The sequence below is a fragment of the uncultured Microbacterium sp. genome, assembly GCF_900078385.1.
GTDB lineage: Bacteria > Actinomycetota > Actinomycetes > Actinomycetales > Microbacteriaceae > Microbacterium.
The window spans coordinates 140,365-161,620 of record NZ_FLQR01000006.1 but is presented as its reverse complement, the minus strand read 5'-3'; the positions used below and the strand labels follow the sequence as shown (position 1 = coordinate 161,620).

The window sequence follows — 21,256 nt, the reverse complement described above, 5'->3', positions numbered from 1 at the left end:
ATGGCACTCGAAAAGCCGTACAAGAACGTCCCCGGCACGATCATCTTCGACGCCGAGCAGGCCCGGAAGGGCTACCAGCTCAACCAGCTGTCGATGTCCCTGATGAAGCCGGAGAACCGCGCGCGCTTCCTCGCCGACACCCCCGCGTACCTCGACGACTGGGACCTCACGCCGAAGGCGCGCCAGGCCGTGCTCGACATGGACCTCAACGCGATGATGGAGGAGGGAGGCAACATCTACTTCCTCTCCAAGATCGGCGCCACCCACGGTCTGAGCTTCCAGCAGATGGCCGGCTCGATGACCGGGATGAGCGAAGCCGCCTACCGCGACATGATGATCGGCGGTGGGCGCCGCCCCGAGGGCAACCGCCTGAAGGACCTCGACGGCTGGACGCCGCCGAGCACCGAGAAGTCCGAGGTGATGCGCCGCGACGCCCCCGCGAGGTACACATCGGCGCTGTTCACCTCGCATGTCCCGGCGATCGGTGCGGCGATGGACCTCGGCAAGACCGAGGAGCCGTACTGGAAGAAGGTCTTCGACGGCTACACGTGGACCCGCCAGTGGGCCAAGGAGAACACGCCGGATGTCGTCATCCTCGTCTACAACGACCACGCCACCGCGTTCGACGCCTCCATCGTCCCCACCTTCGTGCTCGGCACGGGAGCCGAGTACCCGGTCGCCGACGAGGGCTACGGGCCGCGTCCCGTGCCCGACGTGCAGGGCTACCCCGAATTCGCCGCGCACCTCGCGCAGTCGATCATCCAGGACGACTTCGACCTGACCCTCGTCAACGAGATGGTCGTCGACCACGGGCTCACCGTGCCGCTGTCCCTCGTCTTCGGCGATGTGGAGGAGTGGCCCTGCAAGGTCATCCCGCTCGCCGTCAACGTCGTGCAGTACCCGGTGCCCTCCGGCCGCCGCTGCTACGAGCTGGGCCGTGCCCTCCGCCGCGCCCTCGACAAGTGGGACGGCGACGAGCTCAACGTGCAGATCTGGGGCACCGGCGGCATGAGCCATCAGCTCCAGGGTCCCCGCGCCGGGCTCATCAACGCCGAGTGGGACAACGCGTTCCTCGACCATCTCATCGCCGACCCGCTGGGCCTCACCGAGTGGTCGCACATGGAGTACGTCGACGAGGCCGGTTCCGAGGGCATCGAGCTCGTCGACTGGCTCATCGCGCGCGGCGCGATGGACGACCAGTTCGCGGGCGACGCGCCGTGGGTCGATCACCGGTTCTACCACGTGCCCGCCTCGAACACCGCGGTCGGCCACCTCGTGCTGAGCAACCCCAGCGCCTGAGTCATTCAAGGAGACACCCGCCCATGAGCAACGACAAGGTCCGCGTCGCGGTCGTCGGCGCCGCCGGCGCCTTCGGCATGAAGCACCTCGACGGCCTAGCGAACATCGCCGACGCCGAGGTCACCGTCGTCAGCGGCACCCGTCCCGAACCCACCCACGCCGTCGCCGAGACCTACGGCGTCGCGCACGCCGTCGTCGGTCTCGATGCTGTCCTCGAGCGGGACGATGTGGACGCGGTCATCCTCGCGACCCCCACCCAGCTGCACGCGGCCCAGACCCAGGCCGTCCTGGCGGCGGGCAAGCACGTGCAGGTCGAGATCCCGCTCGCCGACTCCTTCGCCGACGCCGAGGCGACGCTCGCCGCCGCCGAGGCGTCCGGTCTGGTCGCGATGGTCGGCCACACACGCCGGTTCAACCCATCGCACCAGTACGTGCACGACCGGATCGCCGCCGGGGAGTTCCACGTCCAGCAGATGGACGTACAGACGTACTTCTTCCGCCGCACCAACACGAACGCCAAGGGCGAGGCGCGCTCGTGGACCGACCACCTGCTGTGGCACCACGCGGCACACACGGTCGACCTGTTCGCCTACCAGGCCGGAAAGATCGTGCAGGCGAACGCCATCCAAGGGCCGCTGCACCCCGAGCTCGGCATCGCGATGGACATGTCCGTCCAGCTCAAGAGCGAGACCGGCGCGATCTGCACGCTGTCCCTCTCCTTCAACAACGACGGGCCGTTCGGGACGTTCTTCCGTTACATCGGCGACACCGACACGTACATCGCCCGGTACGACGATCTCGTCAACGGCAAGGAGGAGCCCATCGACGTGTCGCATGTCGCCGTCAGCATGAACGGCATCGAGCTGCAGGACCGCGAGTTCGTCTCCGCCATCCGCGAGGGCCGCGAGCCGAACTCCTCGATCCGTCAGGTGCTCGACTGCTACCGCGTCCTCGGCATGCTCGAGGAACAGCTCGCGTGAATCTGCCGCGCCTCGGCCTCGGCTGCATGAACCTCAGCCACGCCTACGGCATCCCGCCGTCCTTCGAGGACGGCGTGGCGATCCTGCGTGGAGCGCTCGACGACGGCATCCGCCTGCTCGACACCGCGACGCTGTACGGCGCCGGTCGCAACGAGGAGCTCGTCGGCCGCGCGATCGCGGGACGCCGCGACGAGGTCGTCCTCGCGAGCAAGGGCGGCATGGCGATGGTCGACGGCGTCAAGGTCATCGACGGGCGGCCCGCGACGCTGCGCGGCCACGTCGACGCGTCGCTCGCACGGCTCGGCGTCGACCACATCGACCTGTACTACCTGCACCGATGGGATAAGGACGTGCCCATCGGCGACAGCGTCGGGGCCCTCGCCGAGGCCGTGGATGCCGGCAAGATCGGTGCGATCGGGCTGTCCGAGGTGTCGGTCGCCCGCCTCCGCGAGGCGCAGGCCGTGGCGCCCATTGCCGCCGTGCAGAACGAGTACTCGCTGTGGACCCGCAACGCCGAGCTCGGCATGCTCGAGGCCAGCCGCGCGGACGGGGTCGCGCTGGTCGCATTCTCCCCGGTCGCGCGCGGGTTCCTCGCGGACGGGATCACCGACCCGGAGACGCTCGTCCCGAAGGACATCCGCCGCGCCATGCCCCGGTTCCAGCCGGAGCACTGGCCCGCCAACGCCGCCCTCCTGCCGCCGTGGCGCGCGCTCGCCGCCGAGGCGGGGTGCTCGCCCGCCCAGCTCGCGCTGGCGTGGCTGCTCTCCCGCGGCGACCACGTCGTGCCGATCCCGGGCAGCACGCGCGCCGGCCACGTGCGTGAGAACCTCGCCGCCGTCGACGTCGTCGTCGATGCCGCCGTACTCGAGCGGGCCGGCGCGCTCATCTCCTCAGGGACCGTCTCCGGCTCCCGGTACAACGCGGTCGGCAACTCCGAGGTCGACGCCGAGACGTTCGAGGACTCTGCAGCAGGCGGCGCCGCGTGAGGGCGATCTCCTCGATGGCGACCCGGCACGTGCTCGCAGACCTGACCGCGGCGGCCGTCGCGGCGGGGCTTCCCCAGGTCGACGTGGAATCCGTCGGGGGTGTGGATGCCGCGCAGCGCGTGGCCGCGGGGGAGCCGCTCGACCTCGTGTTCCTCGCTTCCGACGCCCTGGCGCGGCTCGCCGCGGACGGCCATCTCGACGCGGACTCCGTCGTCCCCCTGATGCTGTCGCAGGTCGCGGTCGCCGTCCCCTCCGGTTCCGACGAGCCCGCCGCGCAGCCCGAGGGCGCCGCGTTCCCGGACGCCGCGGGCGTGCGCGACGCGCTCCGCGGCGCCGGACGGATCGGCTACTCCACGGGTCCGAGCGGGACGGCTCTGGTGGCGATGATCGAGAAGTGGGGCCTCACGGGCGAGATCGGCGGCCGACTCGTGCAGGCACGCCCCGGCATCCCCGTCGCGCGGTCGCTCGCGGCCGGCGACGTCGACCTCGGCTTCCAGCAGCTCAGCGAGCTCGTCGGGCAGCCCGGCATCCGCATCCTCGGCGTCCTCCCGGCGGAGTGCGCCATCGACACCGTGTTCTCCGGCGCGGTCGCGACGACGTCCGCCGACCCGGCGGCGGCGCGGCGCGTGCTCGCCTTCCTGGCGTCGGACGCGGCGACCCGGATCGCATCGGCGCACAGCTTCAGCCTCCCGCCTGCGTCGTAGTCCCGGCGCCATGACACGCGTCGTCGTGCCGCGCAAGGACCCGTCTTTCCCAGGCGTGTCGCGATAGCGTGGAAAGGGCGTCCGATGGCGGCGGCATCCGTCGAAAGGGAACTTCCATGAACTCAGGCACCGAACCGGCCCGCGCCCACGTGCGCGTGACGGGAGAATCGGCGGAGTTCGCCCTGGCGGGCGCGGAGGTCGAAAGCCTGTCCGCAGCGGATGCCGACGGCATCCGGCAGCTGATCGTCACCCGCGCGCGCGACGAGGCGGCGCGCATCGGCGAACCGGTCGAGCTGTCCACGAGCGGTGATCACGGAGAGCACACGCTGCAGGTCGAGCCCGACGGCGAGCTCATCGTCCAGATGACGGACAAGACGGTCACCCGCGCGGAGCTGCGCGAGCAGGCGTGGTGGACGACGGACGCCGTCCCCGCCCCGTGGACCTCCACGCTGGACGACGGGGACGACGACGACCTCGACGAGCCGGCGGCATCGGTGCCGGAGCCGCTCGCCCCCGACCTCGGGACGCCGCAGTTCGCGTTCACGGTCCCCGAGGATCTCGGCCCCTACGAGCCCTCCGAGCCGGCGCCGGACGACGACGATGACGACGTCGAGGATGCCGTCTCGCCGTGGGCCCCCGTTTCCGCCGACGGTCCCGCCGACCACGCCGCCGAGCCTGCCGACGCGCCGTCGACGGACGGAGCCGCCGATGCTCCCGCCGGCACAGAGCCGACCGACGAGCCGATCGATGCCGAAGGCACAGAGTCCACCGACGAGCCGAACGACACCGAAGACCCGGAGTCCGCAGACGCGCCGCCGGAGTTCGTGAGCCCGCCCGCGATGCCCACCGGGCTCACCGACATCCCGCCGGTCCCGGTGCTGTCCGGGCCGCTCGCGACATTCGGGGAGAGCGCACGCCCGTCCTTCATCGAGCCCGCGAGCGAGCACCCCGCGAAGCTCGACGGCTGGCGCGCGTTCCTCGCGCAGCTCGGCATCCCCATGCGCCCCTCGCGCGCGGCGATCCAGCGCGCCGAATGGGAGATGGCGGTCTCGCGGCACTGGGCGGGCTGCCGCACGATCGCGGTCGCGAACGGCAAGGGCGGCGTCGGCAAGACGATGACGACCGCCGTCCTCGCCGCCGTCTACGCGCGGCACGGCGGAGGCACGGTGCTCGCGTGGGACAACAACGACACCCGCGGGACGCTGGGCTGGCGCACCGAGCAGGGCGACTACGACACGACCATCCGCGACCTGCTGCCGCACGCGGCCCGGCTGCTGGAGACGACGGCGTCGGTCTCCGACATCGCCCGGTACGTCCACCACCAGACCGTCGACCGGTACGACGTCCTGCGCTCCAACCCCGAGCTGCTCGCCGCCGATCAGCGCATCACGACGGCCGACTTCGACCTGCTCATGCAGGTCGCCGCGCGTTACTACCGCATGGTGATCTTCGACTCCGGCAACGACGAATCCGCCGATCGCTGGCTGCGGATGATCGACTCCGCGCACCAGCTCGTCGTGCCGACGCTGGCCGCCCCCGAGTCGGCCGAGTCCGCCGCCCTGCTCCTGGATGCGCTGCGCCGCCGCGATGAGCACTCCCGCCGCCTCGCCGACAACGCCGTCGTGATCGTGAGCCAGTCCGAGCGCTCGAACGCCGCCGCCGTGCAGGAGATCGCCGAGGGATTCGTGGGTCACGTCCGCGCCGTCGAGGTCATCCCGTTCGACGACGCGCTCAAAGCCGGCCGCATCCGCTACGGGAGCCTGCAGCCGAAGACCGGCGACGCCTGGATGCGCGCCGCGGCCGCCGTCGCCGACGGGCTCTGAGCGCTCCGACCGGAGTCGCGGGGAAGAGAGGCGGCCCAGCATCAGGGGCACCCGAAGCCTCGCCCGACCTGGGCCGCCGTCCCACAGCTCGATGACCCGAACATCTGTGCCGAGGGCGTACCCAACGTATCGCCCCTCGCGGATCGCTGCCGGGGGCTTGACCGGGAGGTTCCGCGACCGATAGGGTCCCAGAAAACCACCACGCGGAGGTTTCTGCTATTCTGGCTCCGCGCACCGCCGCGCGTGCGCTTCATCGACGGAGAGGACGGTCATCGTGGCCCGACCGGAAGCATCAGTGCAGCTCTACACGCTCGCACAGCAGTTCACCGCAGACATGGACGGATCGCTCGAGAAGCTCGCCGCCCTGGGGCTGCGCAACGTGGAGGCGTTCGACTTCGTGCGCCGGCCCGCCGAGATCCGACGCGCACTGGATGCCGCGGGGCTCGCATCGCCCACGGGGCACGCGCCGCTCCTGTCCGATGAGCTGTGGACGCCGGACGGCTCGATTCCGACCCCCGCCCCGGAGGTCGTCTTCGAGGCCGCCGCGACGCTCGGGGTGACCACGGTCATCGACCCCTTCGTGGCGCCCGACCGCTGGCTGACCCTCGAGGGCGTGACGGACATCGCCGACCGGCTCAACAACCTCGTCGAGGTCGCTGCCGGCTTCGGGCTGGCGGTCGGCTACCACAACCACGCGCAGGAGTTCGTGGCCGACTTCGACGGCCAGACGGCGTACGAACGGTTCGTCGAGCTCACCGACGAGCGCGTGGAGATCGAGCTCGACCTGTTCTGGGCTCTGACCGGTGGGCAGGACGTCACGGGTCTCGTGTCCCGTCTCGGCGACCGCCTCACCGCCGTGCACGTGAAGGACGGCATCGCGCCGGCAGAGAACCCGTTCGCGCCCGGCGCCGAGAAGTTCGGTTCCGAGACGCTCGACCAGCGCCGGCCCGGCGAGGGCGACGTGCCGCTCGCCGACGCGCTGCGCGCGGCCACCGCGGTGCGCTACGCCGTCATCGAGTACGACAACCCGCCGGGCGACGTGTTCGACGACGTCGCCGCGAGCCTCGCCTTCCTGCGCGACGGGGGGTTCGTCCGATGAGCGCGGTCGGAGTCGGCGTCATCGGCGCCGGTGTCATCAGCGACACCTACCTGTCCCACCTGTCCTCGTTCCCCGACGTCGACGTCGTCATCGTCGGCGATCTGGACGTCGAGCGCGCGGCTGCCCAGGCCGAGAAGCACGGCGTCGCCCAGCACGGCTCCGCCGACGATGTGCTCGCCCACCCGGACGTCGCGCTCGTCGTGAACCTCACGATCCCGGCCGCGCACATCGAGGTCTCGCGCCGCGCCATCGCCGCCGGCAAGCACGTCTGGTCGGAGAAGCCGCTCGGACTGGACCGGGACGGCGCGGCCCAGCTGCTCCGCGAGGCCGACGCCGCCGGACTGCGGGTGGGGTCGGCGCCCGACACCCTCCTGGGTCCCGGTTTCCAGGCGGCGCGACGCGCGGTGGAGGACGGCCTGATCGGCCGCCCGCTGTTCGCGCAGACGGTCTTCCAGACGCAGGGGCCGGACCTCTGGCATCCGAATCCCGCCTTCCTCTTCGCGCAGGGCGCGGGCCCGCTGCTGGACATGGGGCCGTACTACTTCTCCGCGCTCGTGAGCCTGTTCGGGCCCGTCGACCGGGTCTCCGCCTTCGGGACGAAGACCGCCGACGAACGCCGGATCCACACGGGCCCGAACGCGGGCACCCCGTTCGCCGTCGAGGTCCCCTCGACGATGCAGGTGCTCGCCGCGTTCGCTTCCGGCGCGCAGTCGCAGAGCCTCCTGAGCTTCGACTCCGCCCTGGAACGGCACGGCATCGTCGAGATCCACGGCACCGAGGGGTCGCTCGTCATCCCCGACCCCAACCAGTTCGCGGGCCGGATCGCCTACGTCAAGCCGCTCGGCGTGCTGCGCGACGGCATGTCCTTCGAGCAGACCTGGATCGAGATCGAGCACGAGGACGTCGCCGTGGGCCGCGGCCTCGGCACCCTCGACATGGTCCGCGCGATCGCAGAGGGTCGCCCGCACGTCGCCTCCGGCGAGCTCGGGTACCACGTCCTGGACGTGCTCCTCTCGGCCGAGGAGTCCGCGGCGACCGGCGCCACCGTGCGCGTCGAGAGCACCGTGGCACCCGTGCCGCTGCTGCCGGCGGGCTTCGACCCGTTCGCGTCGACGCTCTGACGCGCAGCGCGCGCGTCAGGCGCGGGTCTTCGGACCCGCGAGAAGGCGATCGAGGAGGCCCAGCGCCGCTTCGTGGTCGACGGACGGCTCCAGGAGCCACTGCGTCTGGAGTCCGTCCGAGGCCGCGATGGTGAGCGCCGCGACGAGCCCGGGATCGAGGTCGTCCCGGACGTGGCCGGACGCCTGCAGGTCGCGGACGCGCGCGGTCATGTCCTCGCGGAGCGCCGCGAACCGTCGGCCGATGAAGGCCTGCGCGGCCGGGTGGCCGTCCTCGAGGGCGGCGGCGACGAGCGTCGAGTAGAGCTGCACCAGACCGGGGATCTCGCGATTCTCGGCCGCGGAGGTCTGCATCATCTCGGCGGGCGTCGCATCCGGTGAGCGCGGAGGGCTGTCCGAGCGGTGCTCGGACTCGCGGTACACCTCGACGAGGAGCTCCTCCAGCGAGCCGAAGTAGTGCGTGAGGGCGGCGTGGGTGACGCCGACCTCCTGGGCGATCGCGCGCAGGCTCGTCCGCCGCGCACCGCGCTGCGCGAAGACCTCGATGGCCCGGTCGAGGATCTCCTGCCGGCGGGCGATCCCTTTCGCATAGCTCCCGCGCTGCGGCGTCGGAGCTGAGTCGGGGGCGGGCACGGGGGAAGTCTATCGCCGGGCAGAATGGAAGAGCCGGGCCAGAGGGACCGGACGGCGACCGCACCGCGAGAGGGAACCATGTCGATCACCGAGCGCCAGATCTTCGAACCGGATGGCCGTGCCGTCCCGTACACCGACGAGGGGGCCGGCCCCGCACTCGTGCTGCTCCCCGCGCGCGGCCTCGACATCACCTACCTCGGTACGCTCGCGAGCGTCCTCGTCGAAGAGGACTTCCGCGTCGTGCAGGTCGGCGCCCGGCAGCCCGGCACCGCGGCGCTCACGATGCACGACCTCGCGCAGGATGTCGTCGACGTCATGGACCACCTCGGCATCGACCACGCCTGGATCGGCGGGCACGCGTTCGGCGGCGCCGTCGCGCGCACCGTCGCGCTCGATCATCACGACCGCGCGAACGGCGTGCTGCTGCTGGGCGTCGAAGGCTCGCAGCCGGAGCCGCCCTCCGGAGACACCCCGGACCACGACTTCCTGGCCCGCGCGCGCGATGCCGCCGTCGAGGAGCTGCAGGCCGCCGCCCTCGCCGCCACGCCTGAGGCGGAGTGGGCCGCCGTCGCGCCGGGGCTGCCCGCGCTCATCATCCAGGGGACCGAGGATCGGATCACCCCGACGGCGAACGGCGAGCGGCTGCAGGCGTCGGCCCCCGACCGAGCGAGCGTCGTGCGGATCGACGGCGGGGGGCACCTCTTCGTTTCCACCCACGCGGGTCACACGGCGGCGGTCATCGAGGACTACCTCGACTGGGACTGATTGCGGCTCAGCGGATCCTGCGGCGGTACACGGCGATCGCGGCGGCGTAGCCGACCAGGAGGATCCCGACGAGCCACGCGAGCGCGATCCAGATGTCGCCGCCCACCGGCTCCTGCGCGAACAGCGCGCGCAGCGTGTCGACGATGGAGGTGACCGGCTGGTTCTCCGCGAACCAGGCGACCGGGCCCGGCATCGAACCGGTGGGCACGAAGGCCGAGCTGATGAACGGCAGGAAGATCAGCGGGTAGCTGAAGGCGCTCGCGCCGTCGACCGTCTTCGCCGACAGGCCGGCGACGACCGCGATCCAGGTGAGCGCGAGCGTGAAGAGGATCAGGATGCCGGTGACGGCCAGCCAGGCGAGAACGGATGCGCCGGTGCGGAACCCGACCAGGAGCGCGACGCCGATGACGACCGCGACGGAGACGAGGTTCGCCGCGAGCGAGGTGACCACGTGCGCCCAGAGCACGCTCGAGCGTGCGATCGGCATCGACTGGAAGCGCTCGAAGATGCCGCCCTGCATGTCGAGGAAGAGCCGATAGGCGGTGTAGGCGACACCCGAGGCGATCGTGATGAGCAGGATGCCGGGCAGCAGGTAGTCGACGTACGAGACGTCCGAGCCGGTCTCGATCGCTCCGCCGAACACGAACGTGAACAGCAGCATGAGCGCGATCGGGGTGACCGCGGTCGTGATGATCGTGTCGGGGCTGCGGAGGATGTGCCGCAGCGACCGGCCGGTGAGGACGGCGGTGTCGCCGAGCATGTGGGTGGTCATCGGATGTCCTTGCCGACGAGCGCGAGGAAGACATCCTCCAGTGAGGGCTGCTTCTCGACGTACTCGACTTCTGCGGGTGGGAGGAGGCGACGGAGCTCTTCGAGCGTGCCGTTCTGGATGATCCTGCCGTCGTGCAGGATGGCGATGCGGTCGGCGAGCTGCTCGGCCTCATCGAGGTACTGGGTGGTCAGCAGCACCGTCGTGCCGGCGCCCGCGAGCGCCTTCACGGTCTGCCACACGTCGAGTCGCGCCTGCGGGTCGAGCCCCGTGGTGGGCTCGTCGAGGAAGATGATCGGCGGGTCGCCGATGAGGCTCATCGCGATGTCGAGGCGGCGGCGCATCCCGCCCGAGTAGGTCGCGGCCTTCCGCCCGCCGGCGTCCGTGAGGGCGAAGCGGGCGAGCAGCCCGTCGGCGATCGCGCCCGGATCCTTCAGGTGACGCAGTCGCGCGACCAGCACGAGGTTCTCCCGGCCGGTGAGCACGTCGTCGACCGCGGCGAACTGTCCCGTGAGGCTGATCGACTCCCGCACGTCGCCGGCCTCGCGCACGACGTCGAAGCGGTGGACGCGCGCCGTCCCGGCGTCCGGGGCGAGCAGGGTCGACAGGATGCGCACGAGGGTCGTCTTGCCGGCGCCGTTGGCGCCCAGCAGGGCGAAGATGCTCCCGCGAGCGACCTCGACGTCGACGCCGCGCAGCACGGGCACCTCGCCGAAGGACTTCTCCAGTCCCTCGACCCGGATGGCGCTGGCCGTGACCGCGGTCATGGCCGTTCCTCGCTCTCGGCATCCTCGATCGCCTTCGTCAGGCGAGCCCGCTCCTTGTCGATCCACTGCGTGCCGGTGTACGCCTGCGCGAAGGTCTCGGCGAACTCGACCGGATCGTCGCCGACGATGTCGCGGACCGGGGTGCCGTCGGCGGCGGCCCGCTCCCACAGATCGGCGAGGTCGCCGATCATCGTGACGAGGGTGTCGCCGTCCGTGATGCCGCCGTAGTACATGAAGTACCGGTGCAGCGCCTTAGCCGCCGTCGCGTACGGCCCGGGCAGCGCGTCGATGCGCGCCTTGTCCTGTTTGTACTGCTTCTTCTGCTCCAGTGACCCCGTGAGGGCCTCGATCCATTTGGCGACCATGTCAGTTCTCTCCTTCGGGGTGTGCGGGGCGGAGTGCGTCGATCCGTTCCGAGAGGAAGCCCCATGTCCTCCAGAACTCGGCGAGCTGGGCGCGTCCCTGCGTGTTGAGGGAGTAGACCTTCCGCGGCGGGCCCTTCTCCGAGGGCACCTTCTCGACGTCCACGAAGCCCCGCTGCTCGATGCGGATGAGGAGCGCGTAGACCGTCCCCTCGACGAGGTCCGTGAAGCCCTGCTCACGGAGTCGCGCGGTGATCTCGTAGCCGTACGCGGGACGCGTCGCCAGGACGGCGAGGACGATGCCCTCCAGGGCGCCTTTGAGCATCTCGGTCATCTGACTTGCCACAGCCGCTCCGTTCTACTCAGTGATGCTGACTACCAGTAGACGGTAACACTGAGTACCGGTAGTTGGCAACACTGAGTACTGCGAATCGGGAATTACCTTCCGTGGAATGCAGTTGAGGATGCCATGGACTTCCTGCATGCCCTCGTCCGCCTCGAGACGACCCTGTGGTCGCGCGTCGAGCACGGCCTCGCCGAGCGCGGGGCCCTCGGCCTCGGCTCCCTCCTCGCCCTCCGCATCCTCTCCCGTCGTGAGGGCGCCGGTCGGGTGCTGGATGTGAGCGAGGAGCTCTCGATCACGGTGGGGGCCGCGAGCAAGGTGGTCGACCGCCTCGTGCGAGGCGGCCTCGTCGTCCGTCGCCCGCATCCGACGGACGGACGCTCCTCGCTCGTGTCCCTCACACCGGCGGGGGACGACGCGCTGACGGTGGCGGGCCGGATCGCGGAGGAACAGGTGGCCGCCTTCGTGGGCGCCGACGGCCTCGCGGCGATTCCGCAGCTGCGGCGCCTGCAGCACCTCGTGGACGGCGGCGCGGCGGTGCCGGCATGATGCCGACGATGCGGGCGGCGGTGATCGAGGGGCCCGGCGGCCCCGAGGTGCTGCAGGTCCGCGACGTCGCGCTCCCCGTGCCCGGGCCGGGACAGGTGCTGATCCGCGTGCGGGCCTTCGGGCTCAACCGCTCCGAGCTGCACTTCCGCTCGGGTGTCGCGTCCTCGGGGTCGTTTCCGCGGATCCCGGGCATCGAGGCGACCGGCGAGGTCGCGGCGGCGCCGGGGGGCGAGTTCGAGGTCGGGGCCCAGGTCATGACCATGATGGGCGGCATGGGGCGGGAGTTCGACGGCGGGTACGCGCAGTATGTCGTCGTCCCGGCGGGCCAGGTCCTGCCGTTCCGGAGCGCCCTGCCGTGGGAGCTGCTCGGTGCCGTGCCGGAGATGCTCCAGACGGCCTACGGATCGCTGCACATCGGGTTGCAGGCGCAGCGCGGACAATCGCTGCTGATCCGCGGCGGCACCTCGTCGGTGGGGCTCGCGCTCGCCGTCCTGGGAAAGCTCCTCGGGATGACGGTGTACGCGACCACGCGACGCCCGGAGGCACGGGCGCTGCTCGCGTCGGTCGGCGTCGACCACGTGCTCATCGACGACGGCGAGATCGCCGGTCAGATCCGGCGCCTGCTGCCGGAGGGGGTTGACGGCGCCGTCGAACTCGTGGGCGTCGACGCGATGAGGGACACGCTCCGCGCCGTCCGGCCCCGCGGCACGGTCTGCTTCACCGGGATGCTCTCGGATCGCTGGACGATCGCGGAGTTCTACCCGATGGACTGGATCCCGAACGGGGTCCGGCTCACGGCGTACTCGGGGGAGTCCGCGGACCTGCCGGCTTCGGCGCTGCAGGCGTTCCTCGACGCCGTCGCGTCCGGCGCCGCGACGATCCCGGTCGGACGCGTGTTCGCCCTCGACGACATCGTCGACGCGCATCGCGCGATGGAAGCCGGTCGCGTCGGCGGCAAAGGCGTCGTGCTCCCGTGAACCTCGAGATCGCGCACGCCCAGCACCTCGCCCGTCCACGGGGAGCTTCGTCTGCTGCCGAGCGTCCCCGTGTCGCGGTCACCGGCAGCACCGGTGCGCTCGGCGGCGACATCGCCGCTCGCCTCGCCGCCGCCGGCATCCCGCAGCTGCTCCTCGTGCGCGACCGCAGTCGTGCACCGGAGCTGCCCGCGACGACCGTCGTCGAGTCGCGATACGACGACCCCCGCGGCGCGACGCTGGCTCTGCAGGGCATCGATGTGCTGCTCATGGTCTCTGCGTCCGAGAGCGCCGACCGCCTCGCGCAGCATGAGGCGTTCGTTGACGCGGCGGCCGCCGCCGGGGTCGCGCACGTCGTCTACACCTCGTTCCAGGGGGCGGCCCCGGACGCGACGTTCACGCTCGCACGGGATCACCATGCGACGGAGGAGAGGATCAAAGCGTCCGGCATGGCGTGGACGATGCTCCGGGACAGCTTCTACCTCGACTTCCTTCCGCTGCTGGCGGGCGAGGACGGCGTGATCCGCGGTCCCGCGTCCGGCGGGCGCGTCGCCGCCGTGGCGCGTGCCGATGTCGCGCGCACGGCGGCGCGGATCCTCGAGCGCCCCGACACGCACCGCGGCGCGACGTACGACCTCACCGGCCCCGAGGCGCTCTCCCTGCACGACGTGGCGCGGACCCTGACGGCCGTGGGCGGCGCCCCGTGCGCTTCCACGATGAGACGGTCCCGGAAGCGTACGCATCCCGGGCGCGGTGGGAGGCGCCCGCCTGGCGGGTCGACGCCTGGGTGAGCACGTACACGGCGATCGCCGCGGGGGAGGTGTCCGCGGTGAGCTCCGCCGTCGAGGACGTCACCGGGGTTCCCCCGATGTCCTTCGTCGAGCTTCTGCGCGCGCAGCGCCCGAACCGCTGACTCCGGCGCCCTCAGCTGCAGAGCTCGGCGAACTGTGTGCCCGCGGACTGGATCGACTCCGCGACCTGCGCGAACTCGTCGTTCGCGACGAGATCCTTGACATCGTCGGTGCCGGCCAGAGCGGCGGAGAAGGCGCGCACACCTGCGCGGAAGCCGGTGAGGGCGGCGGTCACCTCGGCGTTGGTGATCTTCGGCGCGAGATCGTCCAGTTCGCCCTCCATCTTCGCCATCACCTCGGTCGCGCCGGCCAGGTCGCCGTCCTCGGACAGGCTGCTCTGCGCCTCGGAGAGCTCGGTCTGGATGTCCGCCATCCCGTCGGAGAGGACGACACATGCCTCCTCGACGCTCTGACCGTCGTCGAGGCCGGCGCAGCCGCTCAGCACAGCCAGCCCGAGGGCGATCGTGGCTCCGATGGTCGCTCTGTTCCTGACAGTGCGGCGGGACGTGCGCATGCGGGGCCTCCAGGGTCGGGGACGATCCAGGCTACAGTTCCCGCACGCGCAGCCAGACGAAGCCGTGCGCCGGCAGAGCGAGGCCCTCGTCGAGATCCACGTCGACGCCGAGCACGAGATCGTGCGCCGTGCGGTCGAACCCGGACAGCGTCAGCGGGTCGATGAGGCTCTGCTCGTCACCCACGTTCGCGAGTACGAGGATGACGCTGTCGTCGCCGCGCCGCTGGTAGCCGAGCACGGCGGGGTCGGGCGTGCGGAACCCGACCAGGGCGTTGCCGGCGAACTCCGGGGTCCCTTCTCGCACCGCGATGAGCTTCGTGAGTCGCCGGTGCACGCGCGCGGCGGGCGTATCCGCGGTCAGCCGCTCCGCATAGCGATCGCGCGGCCGGTTGCCGCGGTGCACCCAGCGCGAATCGCTCCGGCGGTCGGGGTCGTCGGTGTAGGTGTAGTCGTTCAGCTGTGCGACCTCGTCGCCGAGGTACAGCAGCGGGATGCCGCCGGTCGACAGGGCGATCGCGTGCGCGAGCACGACCCGATCCTCGCCCCCCGGATCGCCGGCCTCGATGCCGGCGAGGGATGCGGTGGTCCCGGCGATGCGCGCGTCGCCGGTGCGCGGGTTCTCCTGGAACGGGACGCCGCGCGCGAACGTGCCCTCGTGCCGCCCGACGTAGAAGTCGTTGAGGAAGCGACGGTGCGCGTACCCGTCGATGCCGAACTCCGCGGCATCCTCGTCGGCGAATGTCCACCCGATGTCGTCGTGACTGCGCACGTAGTTGACCCACGCGGTGTGCGGCGGCAGGTCGTGGCGTCGTTCCAGCGCCTGCTGGAGGAGGCGCGCGTCGCGGGTGGCGAGGGCCTCCCAGGTGAGCGCCATCTGCAGCGGGTTGTACGAGAGCTGGCACTCCTCCGGGGACACGTAGGTCAGCACCTCGTCGGGGTGCACGATCGCCTCCGACTTGAACAGCGTCCCGGGCGCGGCCATCGCGAGGACCGCGTTGAACGCCTGCAGCAGCAGGTGCGCTTCGGGGAGCGACTCGCAGGAGGTGCCCAGCCGCTTCCAGATGAAGGCGACGGCATCCATCCGCAGCACCTCGACGCCCTGGTTCGCGAGGAAGAGCATCTCGCCGGCCATGGCCCGGAACACGGCGGGATTCGCGTAGTTGAGGTCCCACTGGTACGAGTGGAACGTCGCCCACACCCACCGGCCGTCGGCGAGCTGCACGAACGATCCGGGGTGGTCCTCGGGGAAGATCTCACGGGTCGTCCGCTCGTACGCGTCCGGCATGGTGCGGTCGGGGAAGATCAGGTAGTAGTCCTCGAACTCCGGGTCGCCCGCGTACGCCTTCCGCGCCCAGTCGTGCTCGTCGCTCGTGTGATTGAAGATGAAGTCCAGCACGAGCGAGATGCCGGCGAGGCGCAGGTCGGCAGCCAGCTCGCCCAGCTGCGCGATCGAGCCCAGGCTCGGGTTGACCCGCCGGTAGCTCGAGACCGCGTAGCCCCCGTCGTTGGGGCCTTCGGGGGCATCGAACAGCGGCATGAGGTGCAGGTAGGAGAGTCCCAATTCGCGGAAGTAGGGGATCTGCTCGCGGATGCCGGCGAGGTTGCCGGCGTAGCGGTCGACGTAGCAGACACCGCCCAGCATCCGCTCGGACTGGAACCAGTCCGGATCCTCCGCGTGCCGGGTTCCGCGGACCCGCAGGTCGAGGGGGCGCGCGCTCCACGACGCGGAGGCCAGCGCCACGACCTCGGCGAGCTGCTCCTGACCGTCGGCGCGCTCGCCGTACAGGCGGGCGAACAGGTCGTGGAGGCGGGGGAACTGCTCGTCGAAGCGGGTCAGGAAGGCCTCGTCGACCCGCCCGGCTGCCTCGGCGGCGGCCAGGGCGGCGGGGCGGTCCTCATCGACCGTGGTGAGCGTGGTCATTGGCGTGTGCTCCTCCTGGCATCCACACTAGAGGGAGGCCGTCGCGCGGGCGATGGCCGCCCCGCGGAGGAAGGGCCGCCCATGCACCTCGTCCAGATCGCCCAGCACGCCGATGATCTCGACCGCGCCGCCGACTTCTACACGGTGCTGCTCGGGCAGCCGCCTGTGGCCCGCTTCGACCCGCCGGGTCTGCTGTTCTTCGAGCTCGAGGGCACACGGCTCCTCCTGGACCGGAACGCCCCGACCGCCCTGCTGTACCTGCGCGTCGACAATGTGCACGACGCCATCGAGCGGCTCGCCGGGATCGCCGACGTCGTCACCCAGCCCCACGTGATCTTCACGCACGACTCCGACCTCCTCGGCCCCGAGGGGCACGAGGAATGGCAGGCGTTCATCCGCGACACCGAGGGCAACACCGTCGGGCTCATCGCCTTCCAGCGCCCCTGACCGGTATCAGCCGGGGGCCGGATCGCTCCTCTGTGTGACCCGTGGGGGACGGGTCACGGCATCCGCATCGCGGATCACAACAGGGGAGGCGCTCATGGCGCTCAACGGCAATCTCATCGCCATCATCGGCCGGATCCACCCGGCCATCTACGACGTCGTGTTCCCGCACGGGCCCGTCGTCGACATCGCGCACACGGCGAAGTACGCGCACCGGCTCGCGGAGCTGAACCCGCAGCCGCTGCCGCCGCGGCAGATCTTCGCGGGCATCGAGACGGGCGCCCTCGTGGGGCACGAGCTCGTGCGCGCGGCCGGCATGGCGCGGGCGTTCGGGCTCGAGTTCGCGTTCGACATCGTGGACATCTGCCCGCCGCCGCGGCCGCGCCCGCCGTGGCCGTGGCCGTTCCCGTGGCCGCCGCGCCCGTACCCGTGGCGGGTGACCGAGATCGACCCGGAGTTCGACCACGGCTATGCCCTGGGGCTCGGGGCCGTGCTGGAGGCGACGGCGGACGTCTGGCAGCCGCTGCCGGGCGGCGCGTTCCTGGAGAAGCTGTACGGCGCGGTGACCGAGCTCGCGGCGCGCGAAGGCTGAGGACGAGCGGAGGCTGACGACGCGCGGATGCCCCGGTCGGCGACGACCGGGGCATCCGCGCGTAGCCTGGAGGCATGAGCGCCTACGTCTCGGCGTTCGAGCTGTTCTCCATCGGTGTAGGACCCTCGAGCTCCCACACGGTCGGACCCATGCGGGCCGGCCGGGACTTCGCGGCGCGCCTGCGCGCGGAGGGGATCCTTCCCGCCGTGGCGCGGGTGACGTGCGTGCTGTACGGATCGCTGGGAGCCACCGGGATCGGGCACGGCACACCGGATGCCGTCGTCGCCGGCCTCGCCGGCCTCGAACCGGAGACGGTCGACCCCGCGGTCGTGCGGGCGGCGTGGACCGCGTGGCCCGAGGGGCAGGCGCTGCTTCTGGACGGCACGCACGAGATCGCGTTCGCGAAGACGGATGTGGAGTTCGCGCCGCGGACGCGGCTGCCCGGTCACCCCAACGCCATGACGCTGACGGCCCGCGCCGAGGACGGCGCCGTCGTCGCGGAGGACACCTACTACTCGATCGGCGGCGGGTTCATCCGCCGCGAGGGCGAGCCGCCGCGCGTCACGCTGCGCGAGTTCCCGCTGCCGTTCGACACCGCCGAGGAACTGCTGGCGCTCTGCGACGAGCGCGCGATCACGATCGCCGAGGCGGCGCGGCGGAACGAGGAGGCGCTGCGCTCCGAGGAGGAGGTCGCGGCTGGTCTCGACCGCATCTGGGACGCCATGACCGCGTGCGTCGAGGCGGGCCTCGGCGCCGACGGACAGCTGCCCGGGATGCTGCGCGTACGGCGTCGTGCCGGCGCCATCCGTGCGCAGCTGGAGGAGGCGGAGGCCGACGGTCGCCGCGAGCTGCCGGGGGAGTGGCTCGGCGCGTTCGCGCTCGCGGTCAACGAGGAGAACGCCTCCGGCGGGCGCGTGGTCACGGCGCCCACGAACGGCGCGGCGGGGATCGTCCCGGCCGTCGCGATGTACTGGTGGCGGTTCCTCGCCGACTCCGGTCTCGGCTCGGGCAACGCCGTGACCCCGTACGGTGAGCTCGTCGGTTCGGCGCTCCTCGGCTTCCACGCGCCGGAGGACGCCCCCGTCCCCGGCACCGACGACGCGCAGGCCGTCGCGGACGCGAACCGGCGGCGCGGCATCCGGCGGTTCCTGCTGACGGCGACGGCACTCGGATCCCTGTTCAAGGCGAACGCGTCGATCTCCGGCGCCGAGGGCGGATGCCAGGCCGAGGTCGGCTCGGCGTGCGCCATGGCCGCCGGCGGGCTGACGGCGGTCATGGGCGGCACGAACCGGCAGATCGAGAACGCGGCGGAGATCGCGATGGAGCACCACCTCGGGCTGACGTGCGACCCGGTCGGCGGGCTCGTGCAGATCCCGTGCATCGAGCGCAACGCGATCGCCGCCTCGACGGCCGTGACGGCCGCGCGCCTTGCGCTGCGCGGCGACGGCAGTCACTACGTCTCCCTGGACGCCGTCGTCGAGACGATGCGCCAGACCGGCATCGACATGTCGACGAAGTACAAGGAGACGAGCGAGGGCGGTCTCGCCGTCAACGTCATCGAGTGCTGACGAAGACCTGGACTCCGTCACCTCGCCCTCGGGCCTCGAAACCCCCTCTCATCAGCTCGTTCGCCGTGCGCGAACGACTGGCACTCACCATGGCCGAGTGCTAATCTGGGCTTACTTGAGTCGATGTGACTCAACTCTTGAGACCAGAAAGCACAAGGAGAGAACAATGGCGACGTACGACCCGTTCCGTGACCTCGACCGCCTCGCGTCGAGCCTCCTCGACACCCGCCGCGGCCCCCGGCGCATGCCGATGGACCTGTACCGTGACGGCGACCACTACGTCCTGTCCGCCGACCTGCCGGGCATCGACCCGGGCTCGGTCGACATCGACGTCGACGGTCAGCTGCTCACCATCCGCGCGGAGCGCACCCTCACCCAGGGCGAGGGCGTCAAGTGGATCACGCGCGAGCGCGAGGCGGCGAGCTTCCTGCGCCAGCTGAACCTCGGGCAGGGCATCGACACCGACGGCATCGCCGCGAACTACAGCAACGGCGTCCTCACGGTCACGATCCCGGTGAGCGAGAAGGCCCGGCCGCGAAAGGTGGCGGTCGTCGCCGGAAACGACGCGCCCACCATCCAGGCGCACGAGAGCTCGGACGAGCCTCAGCCGATCGAGCAGTGACCGGCGCACCACCCGCTCGCTAGTCGAACCGCCCCGCGTCCACCGGACCGGGGCGGTTCTGCACCCGCTGGCGACGGGTCGGGGGCGGCTCTAGGCTGACGGCATGGTCGCGACCGAGCCGTCCGGAGGGGATGCCGTCGTCGTCCGCGATCTGCGGGTCCGGCGGGGCGGGACGGCGGTGTTCGAGGGCCTCGAGGTCGCGATCCCGCGCGGACGCATCACGGGCCTCCTCGGACCGTCCGGCTGCGGCAAGACGACGCTCATGCGCGCGATCGTCGGGGTCCAGAAGATCGACGGCGGCTCGGTGACGGTGCTCGGCGAGCCCGCCGGCAGCGCCGCGCTCCGCCGCCGCGTCGCGTACGACACGCAGGCCGCGTCGGTCTACGGCGACCTGACGGTGCGGCAGAACCTCGCGTACTTCGCGCGACTCATCGGCGCCCCGCGGGGCGACGTGGACCGCGTCATCGATCAGGTGGGGCTCCGGCCGCAGGCGGGGCAGACCGTCGCTTCGCTCAGCGGCGGCCAGGAGAACCGCGTCTCGCTCGCCGTCGCGATGCTCGGCTCGCCCGAGCTCATCGTCCTCGACGAGCCGACCGTGGGACTGGACCCCGTGCTGCGCGCGGAGCTGTGGGCGCTCTTCCGCTCCCTCGCCGCGGGCGGTGCGACCCTGCTCGTGTCCAGTCATGTCATGGACGAGGCGATCCGCTGCGACCGGCTGCTCCTCATGCGGGCGGGCCGTCTCGTCGCCGACACGACGCCGGCCGCGCTCCTGGCCGACACGGGCGAGTCCGATCCCGACGCGGCGTTCCTCGCGCTCATCGAACGGGATGCCGCGGCATGAACGGCATCCGGATCTTCGCGACCGCCGGCCGGGTCCTCCGGCAGCTCAGCCACGACCCGCGGTCGATCGCCCTCATGCTCGTGGCGCCGAGCCTCCTGGTCGGACTGTTCGCCTGGCTCTTCAGCGACCAGGAGGGCGTCTTCGACCGGTTCGGCGGCCCGATCCTCGCGCTGTTCCCCTTCGTCGTGATGTTCCTCATCACGTCGATCACGACGCTCCGCGAGCGGCGCAGCGGCACGCTCGAGCGGCTCATGACGACGCCGCTCGGCAAGGCGGACTTCATCCTCGGCTACGCCCTCGCGTTCGGGCTCATGGCGATGCTGCAGGCGGTCATCACCGTCGCGTTCGCGGTGCTCGTCTGCCAGCTGGATGTCGAGGGTCCGCTGTGGCAGCTGGGCCTCGTCGCTGTCGTCGACGCGCTGCTCGGAACGGCCCTCGGCCTGCTCGCGAGCGCGTTCGCCCGCACCGAGTTCCAGGCCGTGCAGTTCATGCCCGTGCTCGTCTTCCCGCAGATCATCCTCGGCGGCCTGTTCATGCCGCGCGATCAGATGCCCGACGTCCTGCAGGCCATCAGCGAGTGGCTGCCGCTCAGCCACGCCATCGATGCCGTCGCGGCCGTGAGCGCGGGCGACGAGGGATGGGATGTCGCGCGGCCCCTGCTCATCGTCGTGGCGTTCGCGGTCGGCTCCCTGATCCTGGCGTCGCTGACCCTGCGGCGTCGCACGCCGTAGA

23 protein-coding genes and 1 pseudogene are annotated in these 21,256 nt (G+C 71.4%); 17 read left to right on the top strand and 7 right to left on the bottom strand.

The features are described 5' to 3' along the window. The 7 genes from QZL85_RS05730 to QZL85_RS05700 all read left to right on the top strand — a co-directional run bounded on the left by QZL85_RS05730 (nt 1) and on the right by QZL85_RS05700 (nt 8,012). Complete coding sequence (locus tag QZL85_RS05730; protein ID WP_295574761.1) at nt 1-1,299, top strand: protocatechuate 4,5-dioxygenase subunit alpha/beta; 1,299 nt, start codon at nt 1-3, stop codon at nt 1,297-1,299. A 23-nt stretch (nt 1,300-1,322) separates the two neighbouring features. Then, nucleotides 1,323-2,279, top strand: a complete 957-nt coding sequence (locus QZL85_RS05725; RefSeq protein ID WP_295574758.1) for a Gfo/Idh/MocA family oxidoreductase — start codon at nt 1,323-1,325, stop codon at nt 2,277-2,279. Beyond that, complete coding sequence (locus tag QZL85_RS05720; protein ID WP_295574756.1) at nt 2,276-3,265, top strand: aldo/keto reductase; 990 nt, start codon at nt 2,276-2,278, stop codon at nt 3,263-3,265. Before QZL85_RS05725 ends, QZL85_RS05720 begins: the two co-directional genes overlap by 4 nt. Then, nucleotides 3,262-3,969 (top strand): substrate-binding domain-containing protein, encoded by a 708-nt coding sequence (locus QZL85_RS05715; RefSeq protein WP_295574754.1) that lies wholly within the window; start codon nt 3,262-3,264, stop codon nt 3,967-3,969. Before QZL85_RS05720 ends, QZL85_RS05715 begins: the two co-directional genes overlap by 4 nt. Nucleotides 3,970-4,085: 116 nt before the next feature. Next, nucleotides 4,086-5,792, top strand: a complete 1,707-nt coding sequence (locus tag QZL85_RS05710) for a ParA family protein (RefSeq protein ID WP_295574751.1) — start codon at nt 4,086-4,088, stop codon at nt 5,790-5,792. Between the two features lie 274 nt (nt 5,793-6,066). Next, nucleotides 6,067-6,891 (top strand): sugar phosphate isomerase/epimerase, encoded by an 825-nt coding sequence (locus QZL85_RS05705; RefSeq protein WP_295574749.1) that lies wholly within the window; start codon nt 6,067-6,069, stop codon nt 6,889-6,891. Next, nucleotides 6,888-8,012: a Gfo/Idh/MocA family protein gene (locus QZL85_RS05700; RefSeq protein ID WP_295574747.1), complete on the top strand. Its 1,125-nt coding sequence runs from the start codon at nt 6,888-6,890 to the stop codon at nt 8,010-8,012. Before QZL85_RS05705 ends, QZL85_RS05700 begins: the two co-directional genes overlap by 4 nt. Nucleotides 8,013-8,027: 15 nt before the next feature. Here QZL85_RS05700 and QZL85_RS05695 read toward each other — a convergent pair whose 3' ends face one another. Next, nucleotides 8,028-8,642, bottom strand: coding sequence for a TetR/AcrR family transcriptional regulator (locus QZL85_RS05695; RefSeq protein ID WP_295574745.1), 615 nt, complete (start codon nt 8,640-8,642; stop codon nt 8,028-8,030). 78 nt (nt 8,643-8,720) lie between these two features. On the opposite strand from QZL85_RS05695, the gene QZL85_RS05690 reads away from it, so the two are divergent. Beyond that, nucleotides 8,721-9,407, top strand: a complete 687-nt coding sequence (locus QZL85_RS05690) for an alpha/beta fold hydrolase (protein WP_295574742.1) — start codon at nt 8,721-8,723, stop codon at nt 9,405-9,407. Between the two features lie 7 nt (nt 9,408-9,414). On the opposite strand, the gene QZL85_RS05685 is transcribed toward QZL85_RS05690, so the two are convergent. Genes QZL85_RS05685 through QZL85_RS05670 form a run of 4 tightly spaced genes read right to left on the bottom strand, consistent with a single transcriptional unit; the run spans nt 9,415 to nt 11,651 of the window. Next, the gene (locus QZL85_RS05685) at nt 9,415-10,179 is read right to left on the bottom strand and encodes an ABC transporter permease (RefSeq protein ID WP_295574740.1); all 765 of its coding nucleotides are present in this window, start codon (nt 10,177-10,179) and stop codon (nt 9,415-9,417) included. Then, nucleotides 10,176-10,943, bottom strand: a complete 768-nt coding sequence (locus QZL85_RS05680; protein WP_295574738.1) for an ABC transporter ATP-binding protein — start codon at nt 10,941-10,943, stop codon at nt 10,176-10,178. The genes QZL85_RS05685 and QZL85_RS05680 overlap by 4 nt, the downstream gene beginning before the upstream one ends. Continuing rightward, nucleotides 10,940-11,308, bottom strand: coding sequence for a DUF1048 domain-containing protein (locus QZL85_RS05675; protein ID WP_295574736.1), 369 nt, complete (start codon nt 11,306-11,308; stop codon nt 10,940-10,942). The genes QZL85_RS05680 and QZL85_RS05675 overlap by 4 nt, the downstream gene beginning before the upstream one ends. A gap of 1 nt (nt 11,309) precedes the next feature. After that, on the bottom strand, nt 11,310-11,651 hold the full coding sequence (locus QZL85_RS05670; RefSeq protein WP_295574734.1) for a PadR family transcriptional regulator: 342 nt from the start codon (nt 11,649-11,651) through the stop codon (nt 11,310-11,312). A 123-nt stretch (nt 11,652-11,774) separates the two neighbouring features. Here QZL85_RS05670 and QZL85_RS05665 point away from each other — a divergent pair, with 123 nt between their 5' ends. From QZL85_RS05665 to QZL85_RS05655, 3 genes and pseudogenes are all read left to right on the top strand, one after another. Beyond that, nucleotides 11,775-12,197 (top strand): MarR family winged helix-turn-helix transcriptional regulator, encoded by a 423-nt coding sequence (locus QZL85_RS05665; protein ID WP_295574731.1) that lies wholly within the window; start codon nt 11,775-11,777, stop codon nt 12,195-12,197. Beyond that, entirely contained in the window at nt 12,194-13,174 is a 981-nt protein-coding gene (locus QZL85_RS05660) for a zinc-binding alcohol dehydrogenase family protein (protein WP_295574728.1), read from the top strand. Before QZL85_RS05665 ends, QZL85_RS05660 begins: the two co-directional genes overlap by 4 nt. A gap of 8 nt (nt 13,175-13,182) precedes the next feature. Beyond that, nucleotides 13,183-14,084: pseudogene (locus QZL85_RS05655) on the top strand (NAD(P)H-binding protein). 11 nt (nt 14,085-14,095) lie between these two features. Here the strand turns inward: QZL85_RS05655 and QZL85_RS05650 are convergent. Both QZL85_RS05650 and QZL85_RS05645 read right to left on the bottom strand, forming a co-directional pair. Beyond that, nucleotides 14,096-14,536, bottom strand: a complete 441-nt coding sequence (locus QZL85_RS05650) for a hypothetical protein (RefSeq protein WP_295574726.1) — start codon at nt 14,534-14,536, stop codon at nt 14,096-14,098. Nucleotides 14,537-14,567: 31 nt separating this feature from the next. Continuing rightward, on the bottom strand, nt 14,568-16,457 hold the full coding sequence (locus QZL85_RS05645) for an alpha-amylase family protein (protein WP_295574723.1): 1,890 nt from the start codon (nt 16,455-16,457) through the stop codon (nt 14,568-14,570). A gap of 81 nt (nt 16,458-16,538) precedes the next feature. Between QZL85_RS05645 and QZL85_RS05640 the strand changes: the two genes are divergently transcribed. The 6 genes from QZL85_RS05640 (at nt 16,539) to QZL85_RS05615 (ending at nt 21,255) form a co-directional block, all read left to right on the top strand. Then, nucleotides 16,539-16,904 (top strand): VOC family protein, encoded by a 366-nt coding sequence (locus tag QZL85_RS05640; protein ID WP_295574721.1) that lies wholly within the window; start codon nt 16,539-16,541, stop codon nt 16,902-16,904. Nucleotides 16,905-16,998: 94 nt separating this feature from the next. Then, complete coding sequence (locus QZL85_RS05635; protein ID WP_295574719.1) at nt 16,999-17,493, top strand: hypothetical protein; 495 nt, start codon at nt 16,999-17,001, stop codon at nt 17,491-17,493. Between the two features lie 74 nt (nt 17,494-17,567). Then, nucleotides 17,568-19,061 (top strand): L-serine ammonia-lyase, iron-sulfur-dependent, subunit alpha, encoded by a 1,494-nt coding sequence (locus tag QZL85_RS05630; RefSeq protein WP_295574717.1) that lies wholly within the window; start codon nt 17,568-17,570, stop codon nt 19,059-19,061. 166 nt (nt 19,062-19,227) lie between these two features. Then, nucleotides 19,228-19,683 (top strand): Hsp20/alpha crystallin family protein, encoded by a 456-nt coding sequence (locus QZL85_RS05625; protein WP_295574714.1) that lies wholly within the window; start codon nt 19,228-19,230, stop codon nt 19,681-19,683. A gap of 103 nt (nt 19,684-19,786) precedes the next feature. Further along, nucleotides 19,787-20,524, top strand: a complete 738-nt coding sequence (locus QZL85_RS05620) for an ABC transporter ATP-binding protein (protein ID WP_295574712.1) — start codon at nt 19,787-19,789, stop codon at nt 20,522-20,524. Beyond that, on the top strand, nt 20,521-21,255 hold the full coding sequence (locus tag QZL85_RS05615; RefSeq protein WP_295574710.1) for an ABC transporter permease: 735 nt from the start codon (nt 20,521-20,523) through the stop codon (nt 21,253-21,255). Before QZL85_RS05620 ends, QZL85_RS05615 begins: the two co-directional genes overlap by 4 nt. Nucleotide 21,256: the final 1 nt, after the last annotated feature.